General features: G+C 69.4%; 7 protein-coding genes and 1 pseudogene. 6 read left to right on the top strand and 2 right to left on the bottom strand.

Annotated elements, in window-relative coordinates; all coding sequences use genetic code 11:
- Window positions 1-35: 35 nt before the first annotated feature.
- Window positions 36-212: pseudogene (locus AB0M20_RS22545) on the bottom strand (aldo/keto reductase); the annotation flags it as partial.
- A 178-nt stretch (window positions 213-390) separates the two neighbouring features.
- Here AB0M20_RS22545 and AB0M20_RS22550 point away from each other — a divergent pair.
- Genes AB0M20_RS22550 through AB0M20_RS22570 form a run of 5 tightly spaced genes read left to right on the top strand, consistent with a single transcriptional unit; the run spans window position 391 to window position 3,475 of the window.
- A complete protein-coding gene (locus AB0M20_RS22550; protein WP_364301115.1) occupies window positions 391-1,149 on the top strand; it encodes a CAP domain-containing protein in 759 nt (252 codons plus the stop codon).
- 16 nt (window positions 1,150-1,165) lie between these two features.
- On the top strand, window positions 1,166-1,822 hold the full coding sequence (locus AB0M20_RS22555; protein ID WP_364301117.1) for an alpha/beta fold hydrolase: 657 nt from the start codon (window positions 1,166-1,168) through the stop codon (window positions 1,820-1,822).
- A gap of 9 nt (window positions 1,823-1,831) precedes the next feature.
- Window positions 1,832-2,242: a type II toxin-antitoxin system PemK/MazF family toxin gene (locus AB0M20_RS22560; RefSeq protein ID WP_364301119.1), complete on the top strand. Its 411-nt coding sequence runs from the start codon at window positions 1,832-1,834 to the stop codon at window positions 2,240-2,242.
- A gap of 17 nt (window positions 2,243-2,259) precedes the next feature.
- Window positions 2,260-2,832: a hypothetical protein gene (locus tag AB0M20_RS22565; protein WP_364301121.1), complete on the top strand. Its 573-nt coding sequence runs from the start codon at window positions 2,260-2,262 to the stop codon at window positions 2,830-2,832.
- A complete protein-coding gene (locus tag AB0M20_RS22570; RefSeq protein ID WP_364301123.1) occupies window positions 2,825-3,475 on the top strand; it encodes a nucleoside monophosphate kinase in 651 nt (216 codons plus the stop codon). The genes AB0M20_RS22565 and AB0M20_RS22570 overlap by 8 nt, the downstream gene beginning before the upstream one ends.
- Here AB0M20_RS22570 and AB0M20_RS22575 read toward each other — a convergent pair.
- The gene (locus AB0M20_RS22575; RefSeq protein ID WP_364301125.1) at window positions 3,472-4,206 is read right to left on the bottom strand and encodes a UDP-galactose-lipid carrier transferase; all 735 of its coding nucleotides are present in this window, start codon (window positions 4,204-4,206) and stop codon (window positions 3,472-3,474) included. The two genes, AB0M20_RS22570 and AB0M20_RS22575, sit on opposite strands and share 4 nt — an antisense overlap.
- Window positions 4,207-4,259: 53 nt before the next feature.
- Between AB0M20_RS22575 and tyrS the strand changes: the two genes are divergently transcribed.
- Window positions 4,260-5,513 (top strand): tyrosine--tRNA ligase, encoded by a 1,254-nt coding sequence (gene tyrS, locus AB0M20_RS22580; protein WP_364301127.1) that lies wholly within the window; start codon window positions 4,260-4,262, stop codon window positions 5,511-5,513.
- The last annotated feature ends 497 nt before the right edge of the window (window positions 5,514-6,010 follow it).

The raw sequence follows: 6,010 nt of genomic DNA on the forward strand, positions 1-6,010 counted from the left end.
CCAAAAATTTATTACTAGCAGATGTAATTCTTTCAGGTGTTGCCCAGATCGAACGCGCGGCGGGTGATCGCGCGCTGCTGCTCGAACGGCCGGTCGTCGCCGAAGTTGTGCCAGAAGCCGAGCGACAGCGCCGGCAGGTCGAGCCCGGACCGCCCGGTGCGGCGGTACTTCATGGATCCGGCATAGCGGTTCTCAGCGGCGACGTAGGTCATCCGGCGATCATCGCACCGGGCGGCGACGCGCGCGCGTCGTTCGTACCCGTCGCACCTGCCCTTAGATCTGTCTGTCTCGATTCTTAGGGCTTCTTAAAGGTGCGCCGCGCCGGTTGATCCACCGCGCATAGTGAGGTCGCTCATCCCCACCCTGCCGAAAGCGATCCCCACTGTGTCCATGTCCGCCGCTGCCCGCTTCCGATACACGATGGTGGCCGGTGCCACCGCGGTGGTGATCGGAGCCGGCTTCACCGTCGCCGGACTGCGTAGCCATGCCGCCGAAGGCGCGGGCCCCTCGACTCCCCGCGAGGTGGCGGCGCCGTTCGACGCGCCCGTGGCGCCCGGTCCGAACGGCGACCTGGGCCTGCTGCCCAGCGACGACGAGTCCACTCCGCCCACCACCGCACCCACCACGGCACCGACCTCGGCCACCCCCAAGCCGAAGGCCACCAGCAAGGCACCGAATCCCAAGCCGAAGCCCAAGCCCAAGCCCAAGCCGACCACCGCGCCGCCGACCAGCGGCAGCATCGTCAGCCAGGTGCTCGCCCACATCAACGCCGCCCGGGCCGACGAGGGCCTGAACGCCCTGCGGCTGGACAGCAACCTGTCCCGCGCGGCCGCCCTGCACAACCAGAAGATGATCAACGGCTGCGGGCTGAGCCACCAGTGCCCCGGCGAGAAGGGCCTGGATCGCTTCGGCGACCAGGGCGTCTCGTTCCGGACCGCGGGCGAGAACATCGGCTTCAGCTCGGCCGGCTCCAGCACGAGCGCCCAGGTGCGCGCGGCGAACGGGCTGACCGACAACATGCTGGCCGAGAAGCCGCCGAACGACGGCCACCGCAAGAACCTGCTGAACAGGAGCTTCACGAAGGTCGGCCTGTCGGTCGTCCGCGACAGCAAGGGCCTGGTCTGGTTCACCCAGGACTTCGTCGGCTGACGCTTAGGCTGGCGCGGTGACGCTCGTCCTGCTGCACAGCCCTCTTGTCGGACCACTCACCTGGCGGGCGGTGGCGGCGCTCCTGCCGGACGCCGTCGCCCCCGACCTGTCCGGCGCGGTCACGCACGCCTCGGTCGCATCCCTGGTGGCCGCTCAGCTGGACGGCGACGACCCGGTCGTGCTGGCCGGGCACAGCGGCGCCGGGCCGCTGCTGCCGCGCATCGCCCGCGCGGTCCGGCAGCCGGTCGATGCTCTGATCTACGTCGACTCGGTGCTGCCGCACCCGGGGGAGAGCTGGATCGAGAACGCGCCGGCCGGCCTCGTGGACCGGTTGCGCGGCATCGCCCGCGACGGCGTGCTGCCGCCGTGGAACGAGTGGTTCGACCCGGCGGCGGTGGCTTCGCTGTTGCCGGACGACGAGATGCGCGGCCGGTTCGTGGCGGAGCTGCCGCGCCTGCCGTTCAGCTACTTCGAGGAGAAGGCGTCGGCCGACGTCTGGAACGGCCCGGCGAGCTACCTGCTGCTCAGCGAGGGCTACCGCGACGACGCGGCGGCGGCCCGCAAGGCGGGCCTGCCGGTGGCCGAGCACGTCGACCACCACCTGTCGATGCTCACCGATCCGGCGGCGGTCGCGGCGGCTCTGCGGCGGCTCTGCGGCGGTTCCGCACCGTAGAGTGCGTCGGTGGCCAACATCTTGAAGAGGTTCGTGGCGACGCTCGACCGCGCCGGGCGGCGCCTCGAGTACGCCCCCGACCTCGACGGCGCCGCCGACCCGGGTGAGATCGTTTGGACCTGGGTGAAGTACGAGGAGGACCCGGACCAGGGCAAGGACCGGCCGGTGCTGGTGGTCGGCCGCGACGGCCGTACCCTCCTCGGCCTGATGCTCTCCTCACAGAGTGACCGCGACGGCCAGCGCAACTGGCTCGCGCTCGGTCCCGGCTCCTGGGACCGCGACGGCCGGCCGAGCTGGGTCCGGCTGGACCGCGTGCTCGAGGTCGACGAGGACGGCATCCGCCGCGAGGGCGCCGTGCTCGAACAGGACCGCTTCGAACGGGTGGCCGGCGAGCTTCGGCAGGAGTACGGCTGGCGGTGACGGCTAACTTTGACGTCATGGAAACGGACGTCATGGTGGGTTTCGGCGGTAAACAGGCGTGGTTGGCGGTGCGTGCGGGCGACCCCGAGACGAGCTCGGCCGGCTCGGCGGCGATCTTGGCCGCGCTCGGCCTGCGCGACCTCGGCACAGTCCGCTGGCGTGACGGCATCGACCTGGCCCACCTCAGCGACGACCGGGTGGCCGTGACGCCGCCGATCGACGGCTGGACGCTCGCGGTGGGGCGCTATCTCATGCAGGCCCCGCTGGATCTGCCCGGTCTGTCGGCCACGTTGGACGCCGAGGTGCAGTTCTTCGCAACGCACCGGGTGAGCGAGTGGCACCGGTGGCAGAAGGCCGCCGGCGGATTGCTGATCCGGGCGTTCGGGTATGTCGGGCAGACCGGGGAGGTCACGTCCTGGTTCGGTGACCCCGACCCGGCCGAGCCGCTCACCGCCTACGACGAGGACACGACGGTGCTGGTCGCGGAACAGGACGTCTTCGCGGTGGCGGCCGCCTGGAGCATCGACCCGACCACGCTGGACGGGCGGCCGGCGCCCGGGCCGATCCGGATGGGAGCCGCAGATGCGTAAGTACGTGATGATGGGCGTACAGGGCAGCGGCAAGGGCACCCAGAGCGAGTTGCTCTGCTCCGACCTCGACATGGTGCACATCGGCGTCGGCGACCTGTTCCGCTGGCACGTGCAGAACCACACGAAGCTCGGCGCCCAGGTCAAGCGGGCGATGGGCGCCGGCGCGCTGATCGGCGACGACGACGTCGAGGCAGTGGTGCGCGGCCGCCTCGACCAGCACGACTGGAACTACGGCTTCGTGATCGACGGCTTTCCGCGCAACGCCCGGCAGGCCGCGTTCTTCATGGAGAGCTACGACATCGACGCGGTCATCCACCTCGAGATCCCGGACGACGAGGTGCGCCGGCGGGTGCTCAGCCGGCGGCTCTGCCCCAACTGCGGCATGGACTACAACCTGATCGCCGACCGGCCCGAGGTGGAGGGGCGCTGCGACATCTGCGGGCATCAGCTCATCACCCGCGACGACGACACCCCGGAGGCGCTCGACGCCCGGCTGCGGGAGTACCACCAGAAGACCCGGCCGGTGCTCGACCTCTTCCGGCGCAAGGAGAACGTCTTCGACGTGGATGCCCGGCCGCCCGCCGACGACGTCCAGGCCGCGATCCGCAAGCTGCTGAACCTGCCCGCGTACCAGCCGGGCTAGGGCTCGATCTTCTTCTCCAGGGTGTGGCAGACCCTCTCGATGACCTTCGCGCGGGCGTACCTCTTGTCGTCGCCGGCGATGACGGACCACGGCGCGTTCGGCCGGTCGGTGCGCTCGAGCATCTCCTCGACCGCGGCCTCGTAGTCCGGGCGCTTCTCCCGGTTGCGCCAGTCCTCGTCGGTCAGCTTCCACGCCCGCAGCGGATCCTTGCGGCGGTCCTCGAAACGCCGCAGCTGCTCCTCCATCGAGACGTGCATCCAGAACTTGATCAGGATCATGCCCTCGGCGGTCAGGGTCCGTTCGAACTCCTCGATCTCCTGGTACGCGCGGCGCCACTGCTCCTTGGTCGCGAACCCCTCGACGCGCTCGACCAGCACCCGGCCGTACCAGGACCGGTCCAGCACGGCCATCCCGCCCCAGCCCGGCAGCACCTTCCAGAACCGCTGCAGGAAGTGGTGGCGCTTCTCGTCGTAGGTCGGGGCGGCGAACTGCGAGACCCGGACGTGCCGCGGGTCGAGCGGCGCCACCAGCCGTTTGATCGCGCCGCCCTTGCCGGAGGCGTCCCACCCCTCGAAGACGATGCACAGCGGCGGGCCGAGCTTGCCCGCACCGGTCTGCCCGCCGAGCGTCAGCCGCTGTCGCAGCAGCTTCTGCTGCGCGGCGGCCAAGCGCTCCTCGGCCTTCTTCTTCGAGAGGGTCTTCGACAGGTCGACCTTGTCCAGCCTCGCCATGGGCTCATCTAACCCGCTTTTTGCCCGGGTCGCTCGTGCGCGACAATTCACCGGTGACTCTCGTAGACGACCTGCTGTGGCGTGGCCTGATCCAAGACTCGACCGACCCGGATGAGCTCCGGAAAGCGCTCGACGGTGCTTCGATCACGTTCTATGTGGGTTTCGACCCGACCGCGCCCTCGCTGCACGCCGGCAACTTCATGCAGGTCGTCACCGCTCGCCGCCTCCAGCAGGCGGGTCACCGGCCGCTGCTGCTGGTCGGCGGCGCGACCGGGCAGATCGGTGACCCGAAGGAGTCCAGCGAGCGCACGCTCAACCCGCCCGAGGTGGTCGCGGCCTGGGTGCAGCGGATCCGCGATCAGGTCGCGCCGTTCGTCACGTACGAGGGTGACAACGCCGCCACGCTGGTGAACAACCTCGACTGGACCGGTCCGACGTCGGTCATCGAGTTCCTGCGTGACGTCGGCAAGCACTTCCCGGTCAACAAGATGCTGGCCCGCGACGTGGTGCGCAACCGGCTCGAGAGCGGCATCAGCTTCACCGAGTTCAGCTACCAGCTCCTGCAGGCCAACGACTACCACGAGCTGCACCGGCGGCACGGGTGCGTGCTGCAGTTCGGCGGCTCAGACCAGTGGGGCAACATCACCGCCGGGGTGGACTTCATCCGCCGGCGGGGGGCCGGGCCGGTGCACGCGTTCACGACGCCGCTGGTGGTCAAGGCCGACGGCACGAAGTTCGGCAAGAGCGAGGGCGGCAGCATCTGGCTCGACCCCGAGATGACCTCGCCGTACGCGTTCTACCAGTTCTGGATCAACGCCGACGACCGCGACGTCAACAACTACCTGCGGTACTTCAGCTTCAAAAGCCGCGAGGAGATCGAGGAGCTGGAGAAGGCGACCGCGGAGCGGCCGCAGGCCCGGCTGGCGCAACGAGCACTGGCGTACGAGCTGACGGCGCTCCTGCACGGCCAGGAGGAGGCCGACCAGGCGGTGGCCGCGTCCCAGGCGCTGTTCGGCCGGGGGTCACTCGAGGAGCTGTCCGCCGCGGTGCTCCGGGCCGCGCTGTCCGAGGCCGGGCTGACCCGGGTGACCGCGCCGCTGCCGACCGTCGGCCAGCTGCTGCAGCAGTCCGGGCTGGCGAAGAGCGGCGGGGACGCGCGGCGGACGGTGGCCGAGGGTGGCGCGTACCTGAACAACGAACGGGTGACCGACGCCGACGCCGCCGTGCCGGACACCGCCCTGCTGCACGGCCGGTTCCTGGTGCTGCGCAAGGGAAAGCGCACGTTCGCCGGCGTCGAGCTGGTGTGATCCACGTCGCCGCCGCGGCACTTGCCAGGAGCCCGCGGCGGCACGTAACTTTGCTCCTCGCGCCCGGGGCTGCTGTCCCGGAGTGGCCGGGAGAAATCTTGACCCGCGCGGGAAGAACCCGGCAGATGAGGTCGTTGAAAACCTCGGAGCCATCGGGCGGTGCGGGCCCGGTCCCCTTGACGGGGGGCCGATTTGGCGGCGCGGAGCCGACCGGGTAAGGTTCTTCGAGCCGGCAGGGAAACGGACGCGGAAGCGGACGTCCTGCCAAACCCCGAAAGATCTGAGCGTGACAACGTCGCGCCCGGATTGAAAACGGGGAGCCCGAGCGAAAAGCACCTCGATTTGACGAGGCGAAATAGCGCGGGTAAGTTTGAGCGAGTGCCCCGGAAGTCGCGGGGAAACGGTTGTTCTTTGAGAACTCAACAGGGTGCTATTGATAAGCCAGTGCCATGAGTAGTTTTTTCTCTGGCAATTTCTTTTGATTGTCGGGATTTCTT

It is taken from the genome of Actinoplanes sp. NPDC051633 (genome assembly GCF_040681735.1).
Classification (GTDB): domain Bacteria; phylum Actinomycetota; class Actinomycetes; order Mycobacteriales; family Micromonosporaceae; genus Actinoplanes.

Coding starts and splice junctions, on each gene's coding strand:
- AB0M20_RS22550 (WP_364301115.1), top strand. CDS start 391: ATGTCCGCCGCTGCCCGCTTCCGATACACGATGGTGGCCGGTGCCACC.
- AB0M20_RS22565 (WP_364301121.1), top strand. CDS start 2,260: ATGGAAACGGACGTCATGGTGGGTTTCGGCGGTAAACAGGCGTGGTTG.
- AB0M20_RS22570 (WP_364301123.1), top strand. CDS start 2,825: ATGCGTAAGTACGTGATGATGGGCGTACAGGGCAGCGGCAAGGGCACC.
- AB0M20_RS22575 (WP_364301125.1), bottom strand. CDS start 4,206: ATGGCGAGGCTGGACAAGGTCGACCTGTCGAAGACCCTCTCGAAGAAG.